The following is a 20375-nucleotide window of genomic DNA, read 5'->3' as shown; positions in this document are numbered from 1 at the left end:
TCAGATGGTTAGCGCTTGGTGGTGTCGTAGGTGTGCGCCGCGTCGGAGGAGCCGGAACTCTTCTTGTACTCGTGGCTCTGCTCGGGGCTCTGCACGACGTCCCGGGGCGGGGACGTGAACAGGCCGGACGGAACGTTCACTGTGGGTGGGGGCATGAAGTCGGACAACGTAGGTCTCCTTCCGTGAAACGGGGGTTCCTGCCCGAAGGGATCTACCCGCTGGACAGGGGTTCGCCGCCGAGCGGGGCGACGTTCGGACCCGCTCGCCCGAGACGGGTCTCCGGGCCCACGGGGTTCGGGGGCGAAACGGGGCTCTACGTGTAGTCACCGCACGGCTTGCCTTGGCACGGCTCACCGCACTTTTCGCAGGCGGTCCATGTCGTCCATGGCGTCTCGCTTCCTCTCTCCAGGCAGTGGTCGCCTGCTTCCCGCGTTTGCGGGGGTGGTCGGGGCCCGGCGGGTGCCGGGCCCCGGCTTCTCGTCGGTTCAGGTCGGGATGCCGATCTCGTGGGTGAGGGTTCGGCTGAGGGTTTCCAGGGTGGTCAGGCCCAGGAGGAGGGTGGAGCTGATGGCGGTGGCGGGCCATCCCCACCATCGGCGGGGTGCTCGGTGGCGGCCCCGGGGGAGGGCGGGTTCTGGTTCGGCCTGTGCGGCGTCGGCTGCCCTTTGGGCCTCTTGGGTCTTCTGTTCGCGTTGTTGGCGGGCCACTTTGACCCAGTGTGGGAGGGGTCCGTGTTGAAGCATGTAGGCCACCCGGGGGTTGTCGCTCATCTGGCGCAGCAGGCGTTCCTGCCGGGCCTGGTGGGTCTCGTCCCAAGGAGACTCCGACGCTGGAGGCGGGACGGCCCGGGCCCGGGGCGACTCTGATGCCGGGGGCGGGACGGTCCGGGGAGAGGCGGGCTTGTGTGAACGTGCGTTTGGGCGGTGGAAGCGGTGGCCTCGGGGTGCGGTCAACACCGACCGCACCTCTGCGCTGACCTGGTGACCGGTCATCGGGCACCCCCGCCACGGGAGTCGCCAGCGCAGCTCAGAGCGGGGTGGGTGAACTCGGCCCAGATGACGGTGCCCAACCCCTGGCAGAAGGGGAAGTCCAGCACCGGGCGGGTTCCCCATCGGGTGGCGAGGTGGTCGAGCAGCAGCAGCCCCCGGCCGCGTTCTGCCCGATCCCATTCCTTCCTGGTGCGCCTGCGCGGGACCTTGGGAGAAGAGTCCGTATGGGTGTCGGTGCGGGTGCCGTCGTCGATGATCGAGATTCGGACTGTTCCCGGGCGGGGCGTGTCCAGGGTGCGGACCACACACCCTTCGGGGTCCTGCCCTGAACGGGAGTGGTCGCAGGCGTTGGCGAACATCTCGCTCAGACACAGCACCATGTCCTGACGGGCCTCGGCCCCGATACCGGTCAGCCCGTTGAGGTCTACGGCCAGGTCGGCGCGGACTTGGCGGATCTGGGCGAACTGTCCGGGGTAGAGGCGGCATTCCCACCGGTGCCCGGCGGGTGGGTGGTTCGTGTGGTCGAGGGCAGGGGTGTGCGGCACAATAGCCATGTCGGCAATTCGCTTTCTCTTAGACAGGGGTGGTTGTCGGCCTGCTCTGGGGGTGTTGACGCACCCGCCAGAGCTTTTTCATGGGCTTCTTCAGGCGGCGGTTGGGGGTTCGGGGCCACGTCGGTGGACGCCGAGGTGGCGGTGCGCGAGCAACCGCAGCAGTTCAGTGCGGTCGGGCGCGGTGATCCTTTCGTAGGGGTCTCCGTCACCGGTCCAGCCCAGAGGGCGGCGGGCCACGTAGACCTCGTGTGGGGGTGCGCCTTCCACGGTCATAGCCCAGTGCTTGTAGAGCAGGGCACAGAGCACGTGCTCCGGTATAGGGAGTCCCTGATCGGCGGTGCTCAGGTGCAACACCGACCCGGCCACGGCGGTGACGGTGGTGGTGGGATGGTCGTGGATGGCCTGGTCGATGAGCTGCATCGCCAGTTCCGCGTCACCGTGCTCACGGGCGCCGCGCAAGGCTTCCTGGATCAGCGGGAGGCGGTGGCGCAGGGTGTGGGAGTGCCACTCCGCGAGCTGGGCCGGGGTCAGGTGAGGGGGAGCCGTCAGGGCGTCCTCTGCCACGGCCAGCAGATCCCTGGTGCCAACGTCCAACATCACTGCTCTCCCTCGATCAGGGTCGGGTTGTTGGTCAGGTCGCAGAGCGGGAGGAACCAGTCCCGCTGGTGGGCCTGTTCGGGGGCGAACACGCTCACGAGGTCACCGCCAATCGCCGCAACCCGGCCAGGGCGGCCCCCAGAACCTCCAAGGGGACGGCGTCGACCGGCCGCCGAGGCGAGGGGATCAACGGGCTAAGCGGGCGAGAAGTGGTGCGGCGGGGGTTGGCGGCGAAGGCACGCACCCGCGCGGCCTGCCTGGGACGACGGCGACGGAACGCCTCAGACGCGAGAAGGCACATGCATGCCAGCGCGGAGAGATTCAGGGATCGGGGCGCCATAGGCGCACACCTCCTGGGACGGTTGCCGGGTGGGAGCCCAGCGGGAGTTAGACGTAACATCAATCATCGTTTCGAAAATTTAGAATCTCAAGTACATGCCTGAAATTCGCCACGCAATCATTTAGGTCCGAAAGATGAAGGTTGGGACCAATGATGTCGACGGCGATACGATCAGAGGTCTCAGGAGGAGGTCACCTTGGCAGGTCCCACGATCAGCAGGAGACAGCTGTCCGGTGTGCTCCGGCGCCTGCGTCGTGAACGACAGATGACGTTGGAGCAGGTGGCTGAGCGTCTGGAGTGGTCAACCGCGAAGGTCTCAAACTTCGAGACTGGTAGGACCGCGAAGCCATCAGTGACGGATGTGAGTGCACTTCTTCGCGTGTACGACATCTCAGCGGGGTCACCCGAGGACAGGGCAATCCTTGCTCTCGTGAGGCAGTCACGTCAGCGGGGTCGCTGGGCTCAGTACGGTGATGTCCTTACGGGTGAGTACGCCGGGCTTGAAGAGGAAGCCTCGCGGATCTCCAGCTACGAGCCGATTGTCATCCCTGGGCTTCTCCAGACTCCGGAGTACGCGCGACTGCACATGCAGTCGGCATCCGCTCCGCGTGTCGATAGCGAGATCGACCGAACCGTCGAAGCACGCGTGCAGCGACAAGAGGAAGTACTCCAGGGCTCAGCGCCAGAGCTGTGGGTGATCATCGATGAAAACGCTCTTCGCCGCATGGTGGTTGATCAGGAGGTCATGCGCGGTCAGATCGATCATCTGATCACGGTCTCTGAAGACCTCACCAACGCGATCACAGTTCAAGTTCTACCAGTCGCAACGTCCTTCCACAGCGGGCTTGTAGGGCCGTTTGTCATCCTGGAGTACGCCGATGAGGACATTGCGCCGTTCGTGTTCCTGGAGACTGACACGGATGGGCTGTACCTGGAGCGCGAAGAGGAGGTTGGCAGGTATCGGAGGCTCTTTGAGCAAGCTCAGTCCGTCGCCTTGGGGCCTCAGGACTCAGTTCAACTGATGCGCGGTCTCACCACATAGAAGAAAGCCGAAACCCCATGCGTCTAGCTCCCACACCCGTTGACCAGCTGGCCTTCCGCAAGTCGAGCTACAGCACCCCGCAGAACTGTGTCGAGGTCGCTGATCTACCGTCAGGCGCCGCTGTGCGCGACACTCAAAACCGGGAATTGGCCTGCCTGGTCTTCCCCGGGAAGGAGTGGACCGCGTTGCTACGGTCCACCACCCAGCCTTAGCTGAGCAATGAGGGAGGCCCCCGACTCAACTGAGTCGGGGGCCTTGTCTAACTCCCACGTCAATGTACTTCGTGGCTATGCGGACGGGAAGCGGGATCCCTCTATCCACAGCTGGACAGGGGTAGGGACGTTTTCTCCGCACACAGGGCGTAAAAGCGGGCAGGACTGTGTAGGAGTCAGTCAGTTCCCCACCCTCAGCGGAGGTCCCAAGATGCACCCTCACATCGACGAACTCACCTTCCACAAATCCAGCTACAGCGGAGCCCGTGACCAGAACTGCGTTGAGGTCGCAGACCTCCCGTCTGCGGCTGCCGTCCGCGACACCCAGCACCGCGATCACGGTCACCTCGTGTTCGAGGCCACTGAGTGGTCAGCACTACTCGGAACCGTCCGTAGGTAGATCTGGACAGCAGAAGGCCCCGACCGTCTCTCGCGGTCGGGGCCTTCTACATGCATTACCCAGTGCATTTCCCGCGAGGGCTGTACCCCTCTGGCTGCGGACGGGGGCCAGGCGCAACTGTCCGCAGCAGGACAGGGGTAGGGACGTTTTCTCCGCACACAGGGCGTAGAAGCGGGCAGGGCTGTGTATGAGTGAGTCACTGCCCCACCCCCAGCGGAGGACCCCAGGATGCACCTTCAAATCGACGAACTCACGTTCCGCAAAAGCAGTTACAGCACCCCTCAGGGGCAGAACTGCGTGGAGGTCGCCGACCTTCCCGGTGAGCACCTGGTCCGCGACACCCAGAACAGGCATGCCGGATACCTGGGGTTCGCAGGCACGGAGTGGGCCGCCGCCCTCAGGGTCATCCGCACCGACCAGGTGTAGGCCCTGGCACGCAAACTGGCCCTGGCTGTACTCAGCCGGGGCCTGTGCGTTCTACTAGCTGACGCAACTGGGCCGCGTTACCTTGTTGCCCCATGGACAGTGGGTGCCCATGTTCACAACTGGACAGAGCTCGGGACTTTCTCCTCTGAACACGTGGTGTAGAAGCGGGCAGGACCGTTCATGAGCCAGTCAGTACCCCCACCCCCGGCGGAGGCCCCAGAGATGCACTCCCACATCAACGGACTCACCTTCCACAAATCCAGCTACAGCAATCAGTCGCAGAACTGCGTGGAAGTAGCCCGGTACCGCGAATCTTCACACAGTGCGACCGCTAGCGATTGCATGGAGGTCGCTGGCCTGCGGCCCGGTGTCGCGGTCCGGGACTCCAAGTTCCCCGACCACGGACACCTCCTCTTTCCCGGCCCCGAATGGGTCGCACTCCTGCGTACGAAATAGGGCGTGTTTGCCGGGGCTCGGAAGGGGCCTGCCGATCCAGGCAGGTCGAGTCAGGACGGCCTGGCCCAGCCCGACGACCACGCACTCGGCCACTCACGGCGCCACGAGAAACTCGCCGCCCGCTATGAAGCCACCACCCAACTCACCTTGGTACGCCAGGCGCGGTGACCACATCCCAAGCGCCCCAGGTGCCGTGCCGCGTCTGGACTACAGTTGGCCCACCATGCCCGATCTCTACGGAATCAACCATCTGACGCTGTCCACAACCAACCTCGAACGGCTCGTGGCTTACTACACGGAGTTGCTCGGAGCAACGCTCGCATTCGAGCGCGCTGCAACCACTTCTGATCCTCGGATCGCAGTCATCGATGTCGGCGGGAATGACCACCTTATGATCGTCGAAACCGCTACTGCCCCCACCGTTGGTCTCGATCCCCTCAGCAAGGCGGGGTGGGGGCTGCGCGTGGGAACCTACGCGCAACTGTGTGAGGTTCGCGATCACATCCTGGCTGCCGGGTGGCCGGTCGGGCAGATCGAGACACTGCCCACGCAGTGGACGATGTCGGCTCGCGATCCCGACGGACGCCCTGTGGACGTTCGAGCCCATCGCTCACGTACCGCATCGCCGTCACGAACCGCTGACTAGTGGCACTTCAGAACACGCCCTAGGACCACACTGGCAGGCGGTGGCGGCATGAGCGCCCCAGCCCTACGCCCACTAAGCCCCCCGTATCCCCTCCGGCGTCGCTTCCTCTCCGTCGTCGGAGGGCACGGTCAGCAACCGAATCCCGTACGCCGCGACCACCGCGCACCCAGCGGCGACCACTCCCCCCAGCCAACCGCCCGCGTAGGTCTCCCCCATGAACGCCACACCGACAACCGCAGCAGCGACCGGGTTCGCCAGCGTGGTGATGCCCAGCGGCGCCCCCAGATCCATCCCCTGATAAGCAGCCTGCGCGAGAAGAAGCCCGAGCACGGCGATCACCGCCGTCGCCGGGCTCGACGGGTGCGTCAGCCCCGCCAGCACACCCTCGTCGAACGCCCACACGGCGGTCTTCACCGTCGCCGCCGAAACCCCGAAGGCCACCCCGGCGGCACCCGCGAGCAGGTAACTCCGCCAGGCCCTCGACGGCACCCGGCCAGCGACCCAGGCAATCACGGCGAGCAGGACCACCGTCCCAACGCCCACCAGCGCCGACGCCTCGAAGGACAGAACCCCACCATGGTCACCGGTGACCGTGACCGCGAGCAGCACCCCGAGCGCGAGCATCGTGAGGGCCGCACCCCGCCACTCCGCGCGGCTCACCCTGCGCCGGGCGATCCGCGCCGACCACGGGATGCCGAGCACCAGCACCAGCACACCGAGGGGCTGCACGACGGTCAACGGCGCGAAGCTCACCGCAGCCACCTGGAACCCGGCGCGGCCGCCGTTGAACACGAGGGAGATCCACCAGAGGGGATGCCGGAGCAGTGCTCCGATCTGGTGTCCGCCGGTCAGCGGCTCGGGTACGCGGACGGCAAGCCTGCGCTGCGCCACGGCCGCCGCCGTGTACGCGAGGCAGGACATCACTCCGAAGGCGACCCCGAGCCACAGGCCGTATGACAAAGGGGACATACAACCCATGATCCCCGATCGCGACACCTCGCGACACCGGAATCAGGCCCCACTTTCGCTGGGCACCGCCCCCCGGTAGAGAGCGGAGACCACGCCCTCGATATCGGGCTCCCGAAGGGTCAGGTCCGCCACCTCGTGCTCCGCCGTGACCCGGGAGATCACCCTCGCCGGGTTGTCCGCCAGCTCCAGCCACTGACGCGGCCCGTCCACCCGGACCGTGACGGCCCCCTCCACCTCGATCGCGGGCGCCGGAGCCACCAGGTCGACCACCAGCACGCGCGGCGTGGGAACGGTGGCGCGCAACCCGGGCAGATCCCCGTCGAAGGCGAGCCGCCCCTTGTCGATCACGATCACCCTGTCGCACAGCCGCTCCACGTCCCCGAGGTCGTGCGTGGTGATGAGGATGGTGGTCCCCCGCTCCCGGTTGATCCGCAGCAGGAACTCCCGGATCGTCGACTTGCTGACCACGTCCAGGCCGATGGTCGGCTCGTCCAGCACCAGCAGGCGGGGCGCATGCAGCAGGGCCGCCGTGAGGTCGCCGCGCATCCGCTGCCCCAGGCTGAGCTGGCGCACCGGGGTGTCCAGGAAGGGCTCCAGCTCCAGGAGTTCGGTGAGTTCGGCCAGGCGCTCGGCGTGGAGATCGGCAGAAACCCGGTACAGGTGCCGTGTGAGGGTCAGGCTGTCGCGCAGCGGCAGGTCCCACCACAGGGTGGTGCGCTGCCCGAACACGACCCCGATGTCCCTCGCCAGACGGGTGCGCTGACGGGACGGGTCCCGCCCGACCACCCGGACACTCCCCGCGGTGGGGGTGAGGATGCCGGTGAGCATCTTCATGGTGCTGGACTTCCCCGCACCGTTGGGCCCCAGGTAGCCGACGATCTCCCCCCTCCGCACGGAGAAGGTCACGTCCCGGACGGCGCTCACCCTGCGCCGGGTACGGCGCAGGAAGGGGCCCTCGGACACCACGAAGTCGCGGCCGAGCCCCACCGCCTCGATGATCGGTTCGGCATCGGGTCCGGCCTCGGGCAGCGGGCCTGGTGCGGCGGCCTCCTCGCGGGTCTCGGTGGTCCCCGCAAACTCCCCGGGCTCAGTGGCCCCGGTGGTTGGTTCCTCTGTTCCTTCTGCGGTCATCGTTCAGCTCCCGGTGGATCGGTAGTGGCGCAACCCGAACCGCCACAACAGGGCGGCTCCGGCGCAGGCGAGTACGGCGACGACCGGGCCCGCGTAGCGCAGGGCCTCCGGCATGCCGAGGGGGTCGGGTCGGTCGAGCACGAGAAGAGCGGGCTGCCAACTGACGAAGGCCAGCGGCACCACGTACGTCACCGAGCGGACGACCTCCCGGCCGTAGATCGCCAGCGGGTACTCGGTGAGCGCCTGCCCGCCGTAGGTGAGCGCGTTGGCCGCCTCCCGGCCGTTCGCGACGAAGAACTGGAGACAGGCGGTGGCCACCCAGATCGCGCCGCAGATCAGCACCCCGGACAGCGTCATCCCCAGGAGCAGGAGCCCCTTGCCGGGAGTCCACTCCACGTCGGTGTTGGCCAGCGCGATCCCCAGCACCACCAGCGCGGGAACGACCTTGCCGAGGCGGCGCGGGGAGAACTCGTCCGCGGCCAGCTGGACCAACGGCGAGACCGGTCGGACGAGCATGGCGTCGAAGGAACCGCTGCGGATGTGCAGGCCGAGCCGCTCCACGGCGCCCATGAACAGGTCCGCGATCCCGAAGGCGCTCGCGGCCAGCCCGAACACCAGCAGGCCCTCGTACACCGTGAACCCGGCCAGCGTCCCGGCGTGACCGAACACGATCACCACCGCGCCGACCTGGGCGACCACGCTCACGGCGACGGCCAGGGACATCAAAATGAGGGAGGTCGGGTACTGGGCGAAGGCGCGCACCCAGATCCACGCGAGCCTGCGGTAGTCCTGGACCGGCCGGAGGGCGGCCTCGGCGGCACGGGCCAGCAGGTTCCCGGGCGCGCGATCCCGTGTTGAAGCCTCAGCCACCCTGGATCACCACCCTGCGCGTGGCCCGGCCCGTCAGCCAGGCCGCCAGCGAGAGCAGCGCCACCGCCCACCCCGACTGCAACGCCAATCCGCCGAACGCGCTCGCCCCCGGAAGCGAGTCCTTGCCGAGCAGGATCTCCGCCGGGATCTGCACCATCGACGCCCACGGCAGCCACCGCAGCACGTCGGCCAGCGCGGTCGGGAACAGGGCCAGCGGCAGCAGCATCCCCGCGGCCACCGGCGCGACCAGACCGCTCGCCATCCACAGGCCCCGGGTGTCCATCAGCCAGAACCCGCTCAGCGAGCACAGGTAGCGCAGCGCGAACCCGATCACGGCGGCCAGGACCACTGAGAGCAGCACAGCCACGGACTGGACCGCGCCGTCCGGCACGACCACGTCGAACAGGAGCAGGCCGACGCAGAAGGTGGGCACGCCACGGAAGAGGAACGTGAACGTGGCCCGGCCGAGGTCCTCCGCCATCCACCAACCCAGGAGCGGCACCGGGCGGAGCAGGTCCGTGGCCACGTCGCCGCCGCGCACGCGTTCGGCCAGGTCGAGGGAGGGGGCGGTGTTGACGATCATAGTGACGGCGATCAGCGCCTGGCCGACGAACACCTGGGTGACGGCGTCGGTGGCGTCGTAGCCGTTGATCTCCGGACGGGCGGCGAACACGGCCAGGAGCACCATGGCGTTGATCGCGCCGAAGACCGAGTTGGTGAGGGCGCCCGCGACGAGCGCGGCGCGGTAGGTCGAGTGGCGGCGCAGCCCTCGGGCGTACACCGCTGCGTGGACCCGCAAGTGGGCACACTCCTTTCGGACGGTCGGATGGACAGACGGTCGGACGGTCGGGTTGGGGGATCGGATCGGGGGTCGGGATCGGAGTCGGGTCGGGTCGGGTCGGGTCGGGTCGGGTCGGAGGGAGCGTCGGGCCTTCGCGTGTCCGGGCGGTGCCCGGGTCAGCCGTGCCGGTCTCGGCGGGGGTCAGCTGCCGGTGGAGCGGTAGCGGCGCAGGCCGAACCGCCACACCAAAGACGCCACCAGGGCGAGGACGACCGCCACGACGGGGCCGAGGAAGCGCAGGAACTCGGGCAGGCCGGTCGGATCGGGCCGGTCCAGCAGGTGCAGCGCGGGCTGCCAGCTCACGAAGGCCAGCGGCACCACGTAGGTCACCGACCGCACCAGACCTCGGCCGTAGATCGCGATGGGGTACTCGGTGAGCGCCTGCCCGCCGTAGGTGACCGAGTTGGCGGCCTCACGGGCGTCGGTGGCGAAGAACTGGAGACAGCCCGCGATCAGCCACACCGAGGTGCAGATGGTCACTCCCGAGGCCAGCAGCACCGGGACCATGAGTGCCCGCCCGGCGGTCCAGTCGATGTCGCACATGACCAGGGCGAACACCAGCACGACCACGGCCGGGACGATCCTGCCGAAGCGGCGGGGCGAGAACTGGTCCGCCGCCAGCTGGACCAGCGGGGACACGGGGCGGACCAGCATGGTGTCGAAGCTGCCCGTGCGGATGTGGTCGCCGAGGTGGTCCACCGAGCCCGTGAGCAGCTGCGCGGCGCCGAAGGAGAACGCGGCCAGCGCGTAGACGAGCAGGCCCTCGTACACCGTGAACCCGGCCAGCGTGCCGGCGTGGGCGAACACCACGACGACGGCGCCCATCTCGGCCAGGGAGGCGAGCGTGATCCCGAAGGTGAACAGGGACAGCGCCATCGGGTACTGGGCGACCGCGCGGGTCCAGGTCCAGGCGAGGCGGACGTACGTGCGCAGCTCCGGGCCCAGGTCCGCGAGGGGGCTCGGGGGAGCCGGGGCACGCCGCCCCCGCGTGAGCGCGTCAGCCACCCTGGACCACCACCCTGCGCATGGCCCGACCGGTCAGCCAGGCCGCCAACGAGAGCAGCGCCACCGCCCACCCCAACTGCAACGCCAACCCGCCGAGCACGCTCCCGCCAGGCAACGACTCCTTGCCGAGGAAGACCTCCGCGGGGATCTGCACCATCGACGCCCACGGCAGCCACCACAGCACGTCGGCGACAGCAGCGGGGAAGAGCGTGAGCGGGAGGAGCATCCCGGCCAGAACCGGCCCGGCCGGGCCCATCACGGCCCACACGCCACGGGTGTCCAGGAGCCAGAACCCCACCACCGAGTACAGGTAGCGCAGCGCGAATCCCACCACGACGGCCAGCACGAACGAGACCATCGTGACCAGCCAGCGCAGGGGGTCCACCGGCAGCCCCAGCGTGAACAGGAGCGCGCCGACCGCGAAGGTGGGCGCGCTGCGGAAGGCGAAGTCGAAGGTGACCCGGCCCATGTCCTGGGCCAGGTTCCAGCCGAGGAGCGGGACGGGGCGGAGCAGGTCGACGCCGACCGCGCCGCTGCGGATGCGTTCGCTGAGGTCGAGTGCGGGCCCCATGATGGCGAGCGGGGCCAGCAGCGCCTGGGCGACGAACACCTGGGTGACGGCGTCGGTGGCGTCGTAGCCGTTGATCTCCGGGCGGGCCTCGAAGAGCGCGAGCAGCACCATGGCGTTGATCGCGCCGAAGACCGAGTTGGTGAACACCCCGGCGACGGTGGCCGCGCGATAGGTGGAGTAGCGGCGCAGCCCACGGGCGTACACCGCGCAGTGGACACGCACGGGCGTGGCTCCCTGGCAGCTAGTGAACGTGCAGAAACGTCCGCTCTCCACCACGGGCCCTCGAAGGGCGGGGGAGACACGGGTTCGGCACGTCCCTGGGCCGGGAGGCCAGGTCCGGGTCGCCGCGAAGGAGTGACGTTAGCACGGCGCCCCGCGGGCCGCCACGGGTTCGTGGAACTCAGCCGCGCCCGGCGAAGGGCATCTCCCGGGCCATCACGGTGACGGCGGGCACGTTCACGTCGAGGGGCAGGGAGACGATGTGCGCGATGGTGTCGGCCACGTGGGTGACGTCGATGGTGGGTTCCGGACGCACCGAACCGTCGGGCTGGCGGGCGTTGGCACCGAAGCCCGTGGTCATCGTGGTGGCGGCGTTGCCGACGTCGATCTGCGTGCAGGCGATCCCGTGGCCACGCAGGTCCAGGTTGAGCGAGGCGGTGAGGCCGTTGATCGCGTGCTTGCTGACGGTGTAGGCCACGCTCGACGGCCGCGGGACGTGCGCGGAGATCGAGCCGTTGTTGATGATCCGACCGCCGCCGGGGGTCTGGGCCCTCATCATGCGCGCTGCCTCGCGGGCGCAGTTCATCGAGCCGGTGACGTTGGTGTCCAGGACCTCGCGCCAGGCGTCGTCCTCGATCTCGTCCACCGACGCGGCCGGGCCGAACACCCCGGCGTTGTTGAAGAGCACGTCCACGCGCCCGAAGCGCTCGCGGACGGTTCCGAAGAGCGCAGCGACCGACTCCGAGGAGGTCACGTCCGCCTCGACCACCACCGCTCCGGGGTTCTGGCCCGCCGTCTCCTCCAGAGTCGCCCGGTGCCGCCCCGCCAGGACCACGGAGTGGCCGTCGCCGAGCAGTCTCCGGGCCGCCTCACGGCCGATCCCGGCGCCGGCACCGGTGATCACGATGACCTTGTGGTCGTTGACAGCGGCACCCATGGTGGCTCCCTCATTGGTTCGGTCCGGCCCACTCGGGGCCGCCAGCTGGAGACTACCGACCCGACTCCGAACACTTGTCCACAGGCTGTGGACAACCGGACGGCGACTCCGCCTTCCCCCTGGCCTCGACAGGATCCCGGGTCCCACCGTGCGGGGTCGGTCACGCTTCGCCGCCGATGTCCGCGCCGGTTCCCGGCCCGGCTCCTCCCGGACCGGGCTCCCAGGTGCGCACGGGAACCCGGTCCCGGAGGCCGGGCGCCGGGAGGGCGTCCGGATCAGATCCCGTCGGCCGCCTCGAAGAACCAGGCGATGGAGACGGCCCCGGGGTCGAGGACCTCCTGGGCCCGTTCCCCCAGGTAGCTGGCGCGCCCCCGGTGGGCGACCATCCCGCTGGTGGAGTCCGCCCCGGCCCGCGCGGCCTCGGCGGCCTCACCGAGGGCCTCACGCCAGGAGGTGGCCCGCGTGGCGGCGAGGGCCTCCGTGGCGGGCACCATCGCGTCGACCATGGTCTTGTGTCCCACCTCCGCCCTGCCCAGGCGCCGAACGGCGCCGGTGGCGGTCTCGAAGGCACCGGCCAGGTCCGGAACGGTCCAGGGCGCGGAGGGCCCCGCGCCGAGCCGTCCGAACCAGAGACCGAAGAGCGGGCCGCTGGTGCCGCCGGAGGCCAGGAAGGTGTCGGAGACGGACTGGAAGACCCCGGCCGGATCGTCCCCGTGCAGGTTGGCGCGGGCCCGCTTCAGGGCGGAGCCGATGTTCCAGCCGAAGTCGCCGTCCCCGGCCTGCCTGTCGAGTTCGGTCAGCTCGTCGGAGTCGGAGTCGATCCGGTCGGCGAAGGCCAGCAGCCAGGCCCTGGCGTCCGCACCGGTGAGTTCGTTCTCGGGCATGGTCGTTCCTCTCACCAGGCCAGCGCGGGGGTCCGCACCGGCGCGTCCCAGAGCTTCGCGAGGTCGTCGGTCAGCGCGGTGAGCGTGATCGACAGCCCCTTCATGTCCAGTGAAGTGACGTACGGCCCCACGAGCGACCGCGCGATGGTCACACCCAGTCCGTCGAGCACCCTGCGGGTCTCACGGGCCGCCACGCCCAGCTCCAGGCCGTGGGTGGCGCCGAGCCCGTTGACGATCGCCAGGACCCGGTCGCCCCGCCCGATCCCCACCGACTCGACGAGGGGCCCGACCAGGCTCTCCACCAGTGCGGCGGCCTCGGGGGCGGTGCGGGTCTCGATGCCGCGTTCGCCGTGGATGCCCACGCCGAACTCCATCCGGCCGGGCTCCAGCTCGAAGGAGCGCTTCCCGGTCATCGGGTTGGTGCAGGCCTCGAAAGCCACGCTGAGCGTCGCCGAACGCGCCACCACGTCCTGGCCGAGCGCCTTCACCGCGGTGACGGGCGCCCCGGCCTCGGCCGCCGCACCGCAGATCTTCTCCACCGCCACCACGGCCGCCGTGCCCCGGCGTCCGGGGCCGCCGTCGTCCTCCCTCTGGGTGGCGAGGTCGTCGTCGACCAGCACCTGCTCGACCCGGTGGGTCTCGGCCAGGAGTTCGGCGGCGATCGAGAAGTTGAGGACGTCGCCGGTGTAGTTCTTGACGACCATCACGGTGCCCTCGCCAGCGTCCACGGCCCGGATGGCGGCGCGCACCTGGAGCGCGGTGGGGCTGGCGAACACGTCGCCGGGCACGGCGGCGTCGAGCATCCCCGTCCCCACGAATCCGGTGTGCAGGGGTTCGTGACCCGAGCCCCCTCCGGACAGCAGGGCGACCTTGCCCCTGGCGGGCGTGCGCCGGGTGACGAAGAGGGGGTCGGTATGGACGTCGACCAGTCCGCCGTGGGCCTCGACCAGCCCCTCCAACGCCTGTTCGACCAGGGTCTCGCGTTCGTTCATGAAGAACCGGCTCATGCCGCCTCCTGGTTCTGGGATCCCTCGGCCGGGCACCGCGCGCCCCGAGGCGCGCCGCGTCCCACCTCCTGCCTACCCAGTTCTGGCCGATCGGCTGGCCGGTCGGCCGATGTCCCGCACCGACCGGCTGGCGGAGACTGCCACCAGGCTCCCAGAGGTGGCGGCAACAGAGGGGGCGTGACACCAAACAGAGGGGAAGAACCGACATGTCGGCAGCAACGGAGGGCGGGCTCCCTCCGAGGGCCCCGCGCAGGCTGGCCCCGGACCTGGCACGCGGCGCCATGCTCCTGCTCATCGCGATGGCCTACGCGGGGGTGTACGTCGGGGCCGGGTTCGGCACGGACGTCGTGGGGTACCCGCTCCAGGACCGGGCGGCCTCGCTGCTCACCACCCTGTTCCTGGACAACCGGGCCTTCCCGATGTTCGCGATCCTCTTCGGCTACGGGATGGCCTGGATGGTCTCCCGGCAGCTGGACAGGGGCACACCTGAGCGGGAGGTCCGGCGTCTGCTGCGGCGGCGCGGCGGCTTCCTGCTGCTGTTCGGCTTCGTCCACGCGTTCCTCGTCTTCCCCGGCGAGATCCTCACCTCGTACGGGCTGGCGGCGCTGGTCACCGGGTGGCTGCTGCTGCGCTCCAACCGGGCCATCGTGCGCGCGGCCGTGGTGTTCGCGGTGTTCTACGTGGTCACGGTGCCGATCGGGATGGTCGGCATGGTCATGGCGGACGGTTCGGCCGCCGACGACTACGCGCTCGTTCCCGGCTACCTCACCGCCGGGGACTGGTTCGAGCGGCTGGTCTTCCTGCCGTTCGGGCCGGTGTTCATCGCCATCGCCTTCCCCCTGCTGATCCTGGTGGTGCTGGGCTACCGGGCCGGTCGGGCCGGTCTGCTGGACGACCCCGAAGCGCACCGGGGCTTCCTCACCCGGGTGGCGGTCGTGTGCACCTCGGTCTCCGTGCTGGGCGCGCTGCCCGTCGCGCTGACCGTGCAGGGCGTGCTCTCCCCGGGGACACTCACCGAGGGGCTGTACATGGGCCTCCAGGTGCTCAGCGGAGTGCTCGGCGGCGCCGGTTACGCGGCGCTCTTCGCCCTGTGGGGCACCCGGCTGGAACGCCGGAAGGGCCCGCTGGCCGGGGCGGTCGCCGCGATGGGCCAGCGCTCGCTGACCTTCTACATCCTGAACTCCGTGCTGGTCGCGGTGATGCTCCACCCGGACCTGGTCGGTCTGGGTACCCAGGCGGGTCCCTTCGGCGCACTGCTGGCGGCGGCTCTGGCGTGGTCGGTCAGCCTGGTGCTGGCGGCCTGGCTGGAGGTCCGGAACCGGCCGGGTCCGCTCGACCAGCTGATGCGCCGCTGCGTGTACGGCGGGCGGAGAGCCCGCGAAGCCGCGCGCGACGAGCCGGTCAGAAGAGACGGCTGAGATTCGGACGGGGGTGGGGGCCGCACCGGGTCCTCCCCAGTGACCCGGGGCCCACACCACCCCCGTCGCTCAGCCTGATCCCGCACGCGTGCGCGGCGGGTTCAGGCGAGTTCGCGGCCGGTTCAGGCGAGTTCGCGGCCGGAGGGCTGCCCGGAGACCGAGACCCGCAGCACCGTGGGCAGCCGTTCCAGGCCCAGGGAGAGCCGCAGTCTGACGAGGGCCTCGTCGCGGCACCGTCGCCAGACGGCGACAGGGTCGGCGTCCTCGGCCAGGACGAGGTCCAGGTGCAGACAGGGTTCGTTGGGGGACTCGGTCAGCTGGGCCCGCCCCCGGCGCACCCCCGCGTAGCCGCCGATCTCCCTGGCCAGGGCGGAGCAGGCGGCGCGGGCCGCGACGTCGGTGCGTCCCCGGTCCCCCTCGTCGAGGCGGAGCGAGGACACCCGCGCGGTGCGCCCCTGGACGAGCAGCCACCGCAGGGACAACACCGTCACCACCACAGCCAGCGCGGCGGCCGCGTACGGAACCCACGGCGCGGACAGATGGGGGGAGAGTCGTCCGACCACCGATCCGAGCGTCTCCCCGGCCACACCCGACGGAAGGGAGTCGAAGGGCCCGTACACGAGCAGGGGGACCACGGCCCCCACCGACGTCAGCACCACGCCGACCAGGGCCAGGCCCTGCCGGTTCCCCCGGGCGGTCCGGCGTGCCGAACGGTGCGGGTAGCGCCTCACCGGAGGCCTCCTTCCACCCTCCGGAGCCTGGCGCGCACGCGCACCGGCCCGGTGGGGTCGAGTTCGAGCAGTCGGCCGCGGACCCGGTCCTCCACCCGTGCCCGCAGCCCGGGGTCGACCGGCGTGGGGACGCGTGCGGTGATCCGGACGGTTCGGCGCCGGACCCGGGCGTGCGCGCCGGTGACCCCGGCCACCTCCCGGGCGGTGGTCTCGGCCAGGTGGCGCAGCCCTCGCCGGGACAGGCCGACGACCAGGTCACGGTCGTCGGTGCGCAGCACCATGTGGCTGCCCTTCCCTGGGACGAGCGCGGTGAGCAGCAGGAAGAGGCCGACGACGGCGGTGACCGCCGAGGCGGCGAGCATCTCCGGGCCGTCCCAGTGGACGCCTGCGGTCGGCTCGGCGACCCGTTCCAGCGGCAGGATCCGGAGCGGACTACCAACCAGCGCGGCGATCACCTCGGCGGCGGCCACCCCGGCGACCAGCGCCGTGACGGAACTGACCAGGACGGCGGCGGTGGACCGCCGGGGCCGGAAGGTGCGGACCGCTACTCGGCGGGCGGCGCGTGCGTCGGGCCCGGGGGCGGCCGGGCGGACACCCGCCGGGCCGCCCGCCTCCGGATCGATCACCGGGACGCTCAACGGGGCGCTCACCATCGCGCGTCCCCACCCGAGCGCTCACGGGAGAAGAGGGGTGACAGGTCCGTCTCCCCCGCGTAGGCGCGCCCGGCCAGGAACCCGACCGCTCCGAGGAGCAGGACGAGGAGGAAGGCTCCGAACCCGCCGAAGTAGGCCACCAGGCCGAGGAAGGACCCGTAGGCCAGTCCGACGATCGACCACATCGTTCGTGCTCCTTAGGTGCTGTGACTGCGATGGGGGGAGCGGCGTCAGCGGACGCGCGGCTCGGACGGGGACTCCTGGGCGGTGGTCTCGTCGTCCGGCAGGTGGATGTCGTCGACGGTCACGTTGACCTCGGTGACCTCCAGGCCGGTCATGCGCTCCACGCCCGCGGTGACGTTGCGGCGCACCACCCCGGCGAGGTCGGGGATGGAGATTCCGTACTCGACGACCAGGTTGATGTCGACGGCCGCCTGGGTCTGGCCGACCTCGACGGACACGCCGCGGGCAGCGGCGTTGGTGGAGGTGGAGCCGGGGATCCGCTCGCGGACGGCGTCGAAGGCGCGGGCCGCTCCCCCGCCCATCTGGTGGACGCCGCGCACCTCGCGGGCGGCCATCCCGGCGATCTTGGCGACGACGTGGTCGGCGATGTCGGTGCGGCCGTTGTCGCCGGAGCGCTCGGGGCTGCGGTCGGTGCGGCCGGACGAGGTGGTGTCCAGGACGGCCGGGGTGGGGGCCTCGTGGATGTCGGCGCGGGCGGTGTTGGGGTCCTTGGCTGCCATGTGGTGCTCCTGTGAGTCGGTCTGGACGGTGTCGGTGCGGCCCTTCCCGTCGTGCTGTGTTCGGGCCGTCATGTGGAGGACACGGCTGGGGGGCGTGGGCTCACGCGAAAATCATTGTGACCTGAGGCACACTGGCCACGGCCGCGTTCTTGCGTAATGTGGTCAACTTCTGACGACAGGTAGTCGACCGGTTCGGGAGCTGGACTCCGCAGATGCACACGGACACCGCACTACCGGAGAGCGTGCTCGTGGAACGGGCACAGGACGGCGACGACCGCGCCTTCGAGATCCTGGTGCGCCGCCACCAGGACGCCGTCTACCGCATCGCTCTGCGCACCCTCGGCGACGCCGCCGAGGCCAGGGACGCCGCGCAGGAGGCCCTCATCACGGCCTGGCGCAGGTTGCCCGACCTCCGGGACCCGAAGGCGTTCCCCGCCTGGCTGTACCGGATGGTCGGCCGCCTCGCGCTGAACGCCCTGCGCGCCCGCCGCCCCGAGGACCCCGCAGAGGAGGACCACAAGGGGCTGAGGGAACGCGGCGCCGGCCCCGCCGACAGCGCTCTGGCCACCGACCTCCACGAGGCCCTGCGCGAGGCGTTGTCCGGGCTGCCACCCCCACAGCGGATCTGCTGGGTTCTCCGAGAGATGGAAGGATTGGGATATGAGGAGATAGCGGAGATCGTCGACACGACCCCGACCGCCGTACGCGGGCGCATCCACCGCGCGCGTACCCATCTCGTGGAGGCGCTCGAACCATGGCGGTAGACCCGTCCGACGACCACGAACAGCTGCCCTGCGGCACCTCCGCCGACACGCTCCTGGAGCACCTCAGGGCGGGAACCGTCACCGCGCACGAGCGGACCTGTCCGCACTGCCGGGCGGCCGCCGACGAGTTCCGGCCCCTGCTCTCGGCCCTCGACGCCGCGCTGGACGACGACCGGGAGGTCACCGCGCCGCCCGGTCTCCTCGACGACGTCATGAGCGTGGTGCGCGCCGAGGGGCGTTCACGCGGCACGCTCCGACTGCCCGACACCGGTTCGGGCGGCACCCCCGGGGACACACGCGTCCGCCACTCGGCGGTCTCCGCGATGCTGCGCGCCCGGGTGGACCCGGCCGGAGGGCTGCTCCTGGGCCGCTGCCGGATCGAGGACACCCCGGAGGGTCTGGTCGTCACCGCCACCGCCCGGGTCCTGACCGGAACCGTCATCCCCGACGCCACCGCGAGGGCCCGCCGCGACATGAGCACCTTCGTCGAGGACCGGCTGGGCCTGCGGGTGGCGCGGATCGACATCGACGTGACCGACGTGATCGACCTCCCCTGAACGGGCCGCCCCAGCCACCCACCTGGGCGTCCCCACGAGGGGCGGCGTCCGGCACGGGGTGCTTGTAGGGTCGGGACCGGCGTCGCCACCCTCCCCGCAGCCGACCGCACCAGGTCCGGGCGGGGACCGTCCCCGGAGCGAAGGGCACCACCCATGACATCGGCACTCCCCGGCGCCTGGAAGCTGTTGGAGGCGGGAGACGCCCCTGCGGCCGTGCGCTCGCTGAGGAACGCGTCGGACGACCTGCCGCTGGGGGACCTGGCCGAGTTCACCTCGGCGGTCGCCGACGGCCTGGGCCTCGACGACCTCTCGACCGTCTCCGGGGCGCTGCGGGCGGATCCCGGCAGCGCCCAGGCCTGCTACGACTTCGGCTTCGAGTGCCTGGAGGTCGGCGCCCCGCACCTGGCGGTCCCGGCCCTGCGCGCGGCACGTCGGCTCGCCCCCTCCGCCGCCCCCGCCCTGTGGGAACTGGTCTCGGCCCTGGAGGACCAGGAGCGGCACGGCGACGCGGTCCGCGAGCTGCGAGCCTGGGAGGACGGCCTACCGGACTGGCCGGGCGGCTACCTGCTCGCCTACAACGCCCTGTGCTCCGGGGACGTGGAGACCGCACAGGAGGTCCTCGCCCGCCTGTCCACGCCCGAGGACGACGGCTGGGACCTGGCACACGACCGGATCACCCGCATGGTGGAGCGCGCCGGTGCCGCCCGGGCGGCGGGCCCCCTGGGCGACCGTGACCTGCGCGGATGGCAGTTCGCTCTGACCGGGGCGATCCTCGGGCAGATCTCCCCGCACGGGTTGGACGAAGGCATGAACGGCCGGTACGCCCACCTCGGCGACTCCTACGACGCGTGCCGGACCGGGATCCGTGACCTGGCCACGGTGCTGGAGGCCACGGGGAGCCGACCGGACGCTGTCATGCCGCTGCCGGACCGCTCCAGCCGTGTCCTCGGACTGGCCGCCGCCCGGTTGTTGGACCTGCCCGTGGTCCCGGTGGACCCGGAGCGCTCGGACGCCCTGGTGGTCGCCTACGACCTCACCGACTCGGATCCGGACCTGCTGCGCGCGCTGGTGCCCCGCGCGCCCGGACAGATCCTGTTCGAGCACGCCTCCTGCTGGACCTCGCCGCCCGGCGCCACCGCCGACGTCGTCTCCCTGCTGCACCAGAACGTCATGCCCCCGTGGGGCGACCACCTCCGGGTGGTGGACGGCGAGGTGGAGCAGGTCCCCGCCGACGAGTCACCCGAGGAGGAGCTGGCCGATCGGGTCGTCGCCGCCGGGACCGAGGACCGGGACGCCGCGCTGCCGACCTTCGCCGCGGCCGTCGCGGACCACTGGGCGCGGGGGCCGCGTCTGCCCGTGTCGACCTCCGGACCGGTGCGCAGCTCACGCTTCGAGTGACCCGCCGCGGGGACG

The 20375-nt window shown here is 70.5% G+C and carries 27 protein-coding genes; 10 read left to right on the top strand and 17 right to left on the bottom strand.

Features of this window, described 5'->3' with window-relative positions; all coding sequences use genetic code 11:
* Positions 1-8 precede the first annotated feature (8 nt).
* The 4 genes from KBX21_RS12035 to KBX21_RS12020 all read right to left on the bottom strand — a co-directional run bounded on the left by KBX21_RS12035 (position 9) and on the right by KBX21_RS12020 (position 2140).
* Positions 9-167: a hypothetical protein gene (locus KBX21_RS12035; RefSeq protein WP_199560701.1), complete on the bottom strand. Its 159-nt coding sequence runs from the start codon at positions 165-167 to the stop codon at positions 9-11.
* A gap of 318 nt (positions 168-485) precedes the next feature.
* Positions 486-770 (bottom strand): hypothetical protein, encoded by a 285-nt coding sequence (locus tag KBX21_RS12030; RefSeq protein WP_210841922.1) that lies wholly within the window; start codon positions 768-770, stop codon positions 486-488.
* A gap of 218 nt (positions 771-988) precedes the next feature.
* The gene (locus KBX21_RS12025) at positions 989-1543 is read right to left on the bottom strand and encodes an ATP-binding protein (protein ID WP_210841921.1); all 555 of its coding nucleotides are present in this window, start codon (positions 1541-1543) and stop codon (positions 989-991) included.
* 90 nt (positions 1544-1633) lie between these two features.
* Positions 1634-2140 carry a hypothetical protein gene (locus KBX21_RS12020; RefSeq protein ID WP_210841920.1) on the bottom strand — a complete coding sequence of 169 codons (507 nt, stop codon included), beginning with the start codon at positions 2138-2140 and terminating at the stop codon, positions 1634-1636.
* 536 nt (positions 2141-2676) lie between these two features.
* On the opposite strand from KBX21_RS12020, the gene KBX21_RS12015 reads away from it, so the two are divergent.
* From KBX21_RS12015 to KBX21_RS11990, 6 genes are all read left to right on the top strand, one after another.
* Positions 2677-3522, top strand: a complete 846-nt coding sequence (locus KBX21_RS12015) for a helix-turn-helix transcriptional regulator (protein WP_049578537.1) — start codon at positions 2677-2679, stop codon at positions 3520-3522.
* Between the two features lie 17 nt (positions 3523-3539).
* Complete coding sequence (locus KBX21_RS12010) at positions 3540-3734, top strand: DUF397 domain-containing protein (RefSeq protein WP_082206698.1); 195 nt, start codon at positions 3540-3542, stop codon at positions 3732-3734.
* A 211-nt stretch (positions 3735-3945) separates the two neighbouring features.
* The gene (locus KBX21_RS12005) at positions 3946-4134 is read left to right on the top strand and encodes a DUF397 domain-containing protein (RefSeq protein ID WP_017544326.1); all 189 of its coding nucleotides are present in this window, start codon (positions 3946-3948) and stop codon (positions 4132-4134) included.
* 228 nt (positions 4135-4362) lie between these two features.
* On the top strand, positions 4363-4560 hold the full coding sequence (locus KBX21_RS12000) for a DUF397 domain-containing protein (RefSeq protein ID WP_210841919.1): 198 nt from the start codon (positions 4363-4365) through the stop codon (positions 4558-4560).
* 180 nt (positions 4561-4740) lie between these two features.
* Positions 4741-5016 carry a DUF397 domain-containing protein gene (locus KBX21_RS11995; RefSeq protein ID WP_307869192.1) on the top strand — a complete coding sequence of 92 codons (276 nt, stop codon included), beginning with the start codon at positions 4741-4743 and terminating at the stop codon, positions 5014-5016.
* Positions 5017-5239: 223 nt separating this feature from the next.
* Complete coding sequence (locus tag KBX21_RS11990) at positions 5240-5662, top strand: VOC family protein (protein ID WP_083927642.1); 423 nt, start codon at positions 5240-5242, stop codon at positions 5660-5662.
* Positions 5663-5734: 72 nt separating this feature from the next.
* On the opposite strand, the gene KBX21_RS11985 is transcribed toward KBX21_RS11990, so the two are convergent.
* From KBX21_RS11985 to KBX21_RS11945, 9 genes are all read right to left on the bottom strand, one after another.
* On the bottom strand, positions 5735-6631 hold the full coding sequence (locus tag KBX21_RS11985) for a DMT family transporter (RefSeq protein ID WP_110051001.1): 897 nt from the start codon (positions 6629-6631) through the stop codon (positions 5735-5737).
* 42 nt (positions 6632-6673) lie between these two features.
* Complete coding sequence (locus tag KBX21_RS11980; RefSeq protein WP_247665591.1) at positions 6674-7762, bottom strand: ATP-binding cassette domain-containing protein; 1089 nt, start codon at positions 7760-7762, stop codon at positions 6674-6676.
* Positions 7763-7765: 3 nt separating this feature from the next.
* A complete protein-coding gene (locus KBX21_RS11975; RefSeq protein ID WP_210841940.1) occupies positions 7766-8593 on the bottom strand; it encodes an ABC transporter permease in 828 nt (275 codons plus the stop codon).
* Positions 8594-8624: 31 nt separating this feature from the next.
* On the bottom strand, positions 8625-9431 hold the full coding sequence (locus KBX21_RS11970) for an ABC-2 family transporter protein (RefSeq protein WP_210841917.1): 807 nt from the start codon (positions 9429-9431) through the stop codon (positions 8625-8627).
* 183 nt (positions 9432-9614) lie between these two features.
* Positions 9615-10478, bottom strand: a complete 864-nt coding sequence (locus KBX21_RS11965; protein WP_210841916.1) for an ABC transporter permease — start codon at positions 10476-10478, stop codon at positions 9615-9617.
* Complete coding sequence (locus KBX21_RS11960; RefSeq protein ID WP_210841915.1) at positions 10471-11271, bottom strand: ABC-2 family transporter protein; 801 nt, start codon at positions 11269-11271, stop codon at positions 10471-10473. Before KBX21_RS11960 ends, KBX21_RS11965 begins: the two co-directional genes overlap by 8 nt.
* A gap of 178 nt (positions 11272-11449) precedes the next feature.
* Positions 11450-12205, bottom strand: a complete 756-nt coding sequence (locus KBX21_RS11955; RefSeq protein WP_049578528.1) for an SDR family oxidoreductase — start codon at positions 12203-12205, stop codon at positions 11450-11452.
* A 275-nt stretch (positions 12206-12480) separates the two neighbouring features.
* Entirely contained in the window at positions 12481-13089 is a 609-nt protein-coding gene (locus KBX21_RS11950) for a DAK2 domain-containing protein (RefSeq protein WP_049578526.1), read from the bottom strand.
* A gap of 11 nt (positions 13090-13100) precedes the next feature.
* A complete protein-coding gene (locus tag KBX21_RS11945) occupies positions 13101-14096 on the bottom strand; it encodes a dihydroxyacetone kinase subunit DhaK (RefSeq protein WP_049578524.1) in 996 nt (331 codons plus the stop codon).
* A gap of 206 nt (positions 14097-14302) precedes the next feature.
* Between KBX21_RS11945 and KBX21_RS11940 the strand changes: the two genes are divergently transcribed.
* Positions 14303-15514 (top strand): DUF418 domain-containing protein, encoded by a 1212-nt coding sequence (locus tag KBX21_RS11940; RefSeq protein WP_210841914.1) that lies wholly within the window; start codon positions 14303-14305, stop codon positions 15512-15514.
* Between the two features lie 122 nt (positions 15515-15636).
* Here the strand turns inward: KBX21_RS11940 and KBX21_RS11935 are convergent, their stop codons facing one another.
* Genes KBX21_RS11935 through KBX21_RS11920 form a run of 4 tightly spaced genes read right to left on the bottom strand, consistent with a single transcriptional unit; the run spans position 15637 to position 17641 of the window.
* Entirely contained in the window at positions 15637-16245 is a 609-nt protein-coding gene (locus KBX21_RS11935; protein ID WP_210841913.1) for a hypothetical protein, read from the bottom strand.
* Positions 16242-16898, bottom strand: coding sequence for a DUF6286 domain-containing protein (locus KBX21_RS11930; RefSeq protein ID WP_210841912.1), 657 nt, complete (start codon positions 16896-16898; stop codon positions 16242-16244). The genes KBX21_RS11935 and KBX21_RS11930 overlap by 4 nt, the downstream gene beginning before the upstream one ends.
* The gene (locus KBX21_RS11925) at positions 16892-17083 is read right to left on the bottom strand and encodes a hypothetical protein (protein ID WP_049578515.1); all 192 of its coding nucleotides are present in this window, start codon (positions 17081-17083) and stop codon (positions 16892-16894) included. The genes KBX21_RS11930 and KBX21_RS11925 overlap by 7 nt, the downstream gene beginning before the upstream one ends.
* Positions 17084-17128: 45 nt before the next feature.
* Positions 17129-17641, bottom strand: coding sequence for an Asp23/Gls24 family envelope stress response protein (locus tag KBX21_RS11920; RefSeq protein ID WP_210841939.1), 513 nt, complete (start codon positions 17639-17641; stop codon positions 17129-17131).
* 212 nt (positions 17642-17853) lie between these two features.
* Here KBX21_RS11920 and KBX21_RS11915 point away from each other — a divergent pair, with 212 nt between their 5' ends.
* The 3 genes from KBX21_RS11915 (at position 17854) to KBX21_RS11905 (ending at position 20360) form a co-directional block, all read left to right on the top strand.
* The gene (locus KBX21_RS11915) at positions 17854-18405 is read left to right on the top strand and encodes an RNA polymerase sigma factor (protein WP_210841911.1); all 552 of its coding nucleotides are present in this window, start codon (positions 17854-17856) and stop codon (positions 18403-18405) included.
* A complete protein-coding gene (locus KBX21_RS11910; RefSeq protein ID WP_049578510.1) occupies positions 18396-18962 on the top strand; it encodes a hypothetical protein in 567 nt (188 codons plus the stop codon). Before KBX21_RS11915 ends, KBX21_RS11910 begins: the two co-directional genes overlap by 10 nt.
* Positions 18963-19115: 153 nt before the next feature.
* Complete coding sequence (locus tag KBX21_RS11905) at positions 19116-20360, top strand: hypothetical protein (RefSeq protein WP_210841910.1); 1245 nt, start codon at positions 19116-19118, stop codon at positions 20358-20360.
* The last annotated feature ends 15 nt before the right edge of the window (positions 20361-20375 follow it).

The organism is Nocardiopsis sp. B62, from assembly GCF_018070675.1.
In the GTDB taxonomy this organism is placed as follows: domain Bacteria; phylum Actinomycetota; class Actinomycetes; order Streptosporangiales; family Streptosporangiaceae; genus Nocardiopsis; species Nocardiopsis prasina.
This window is presented reverse-complemented; position numbering and strand designations above follow the sequence as displayed.

Excerpts from the sequence above, each read along its gene's own strand:
- KBX21_RS11925 (WP_049578515.1), bottom strand. The coding sequence starts at position 17,083 with ATGTGGTCGATCGTCGGACTGGCCTACGGGTCCTTCCTCGGCCTGGTG.
- KBX21_RS12020 (WP_210841920.1), bottom strand. The coding sequence starts at position 2,140 with ATGTTGGACGTTGGCACCAGGGATCTGCTGGCCGTGGCAGAGGACGCC.
- KBX21_RS11930 (WP_210841912.1), bottom strand. The coding sequence starts at position 16,898 with ATGGTGAGCGCCCCGTTGAGCGTCCCGGTGATCGATCCGGAGGCGGGC.
- KBX21_RS11980 (WP_247665591.1), bottom strand. The coding sequence starts at position 7,762 with ATGACCGCAGAAGGAACAGAGGAACCAACCACCGGGGCCACTGAGCCC.
- KBX21_RS11945 (WP_049578524.1), bottom strand. The coding sequence starts at position 14,096 with ATGAGCCGGTTCTTCATGAACGAACGCGAGACCCTGGTCGAACAGGCG.
- KBX21_RS11910 (WP_049578510.1), top strand. The coding sequence starts at position 18,396 with ATGGCGGTAGACCCGTCCGACGACCACGAACAGCTGCCCTGCGGCACC.
- KBX21_RS12000 (WP_210841919.1), top strand. The coding sequence starts at position 4,363 with ATGCACCTTCAAATCGACGAACTCACGTTCCGCAAAAGCAGTTACAGC.
- KBX21_RS12025 (WP_210841921.1), bottom strand. The coding sequence starts at position 1,543 with ATGGCTATTGTGCCGCACACCCCTGCCCTCGACCACACGAACCACCCA.
- KBX21_RS12010 (WP_082206698.1), top strand. The coding sequence starts at position 3,540 with ATGCGTCTAGCTCCCACACCCGTTGACCAGCTGGCCTTCCGCAAGTCG.
- KBX21_RS11950 (WP_049578526.1), bottom strand. The coding sequence starts at position 13,089 with ATGCCCGAGAACGAACTCACCGGTGCGGACGCCAGGGCCTGGCTGCTG.
- KBX21_RS11995 (WP_307869192.1), top strand. The coding sequence starts at position 4,741 with ATGAGCCAGTCAGTACCCCCACCCCCGGCGGAGGCCCCAGAGATGCAC.
- KBX21_RS11985 (WP_110051001.1), bottom strand. The coding sequence starts at position 6,631 with ATGTCCCCTTTGTCATACGGCCTGTGGCTCGGGGTCGCCTTCGGAGTG.
- KBX21_RS12005 (WP_017544326.1), top strand. The coding sequence starts at position 3,946 with ATGCACCCTCACATCGACGAACTCACCTTCCACAAATCCAGCTACAGC.
- KBX21_RS11915 (WP_210841911.1), top strand. The coding sequence starts at position 17,854 with ATGCACACGGACACCGCACTACCGGAGAGCGTGCTCGTGGAACGGGCA.
- KBX21_RS12030 (WP_210841922.1), bottom strand. The coding sequence starts at position 770 with ATGAGCGACAACCCCCGGGTGGCCTACATGCTTCAACACGGACCCCTC.
- KBX21_RS11905 (WP_210841910.1), top strand. The coding sequence starts at position 19,116 with ATGACATCGGCACTCCCCGGCGCCTGGAAGCTGTTGGAGGCGGGAGAC.
- KBX21_RS11990 (WP_083927642.1), top strand. The coding sequence starts at position 5,240 with ATGCCCGATCTCTACGGAATCAACCATCTGACGCTGTCCACAACCAAC.
- KBX21_RS11920 (WP_210841939.1), bottom strand. The coding sequence starts at position 17,641 with ATGGCAGCCAAGGACCCCAACACCGCCCGCGCCGACATCCACGAGGCC.
- KBX21_RS11940 (WP_210841914.1), top strand. The coding sequence starts at position 14,303 with ATGTCGGCAGCAACGGAGGGCGGGCTCCCTCCGAGGGCCCCGCGCAGG.
- KBX21_RS11955 (WP_049578528.1), bottom strand. The coding sequence starts at position 12,205 with ATGGGTGCCGCTGTCAACGACCACAAGGTCATCGTGATCACCGGTGCC.